General features: G+C 71.6%; 1 protein-coding gene. It reads right to left on the bottom strand.

Annotated elements, in window-relative coordinates; translation table 11 throughout:
* The coding region (locus tag ACLJNW_RS28915) for a hypothetical protein (protein WP_410962123.1) at positions 1-232 on the bottom strand (232 nt) is incomplete at both ends.

The following is a 232-nucleotide window of genomic DNA, read 5'->3' as shown; positions in this document are numbered from 1 at the left end:
GTCTGCTGAAACTGGGCCTCGAGCGCCTTGCCGTCGACGGCCTTGGTCAAGGAATCCGAGGTCCGGCCGGCAAGGGCATCGCCGAGGTTCGCCTGGCGGGGATCGGCGCTCTTCGCCGGCCCGCCTGTCGCCGGCTGCGCGGCGTCCTGGGCGCCCTGCTCCAGGGCCATGTTCACCGCCGGCACGCCGTTGAGCTTGACCAGGGTCGGGTCGCTGCTGGCTTCGGTAAGGC

The sequence above is a fragment of the Salmonella sp. SAL4457 genome, from assembly GCF_046548235.1.
GTDB classification, from domain to species: Bacteria; Pseudomonadota; Gammaproteobacteria; order Enterobacterales; family Enterobacteriaceae; genus Salmonella; species Salmonella enterica.
The sequence above is the reverse complement of the archived record's forward strand: the minus strand, read 5'-3'. Positions and strand labels throughout refer to the sequence as shown.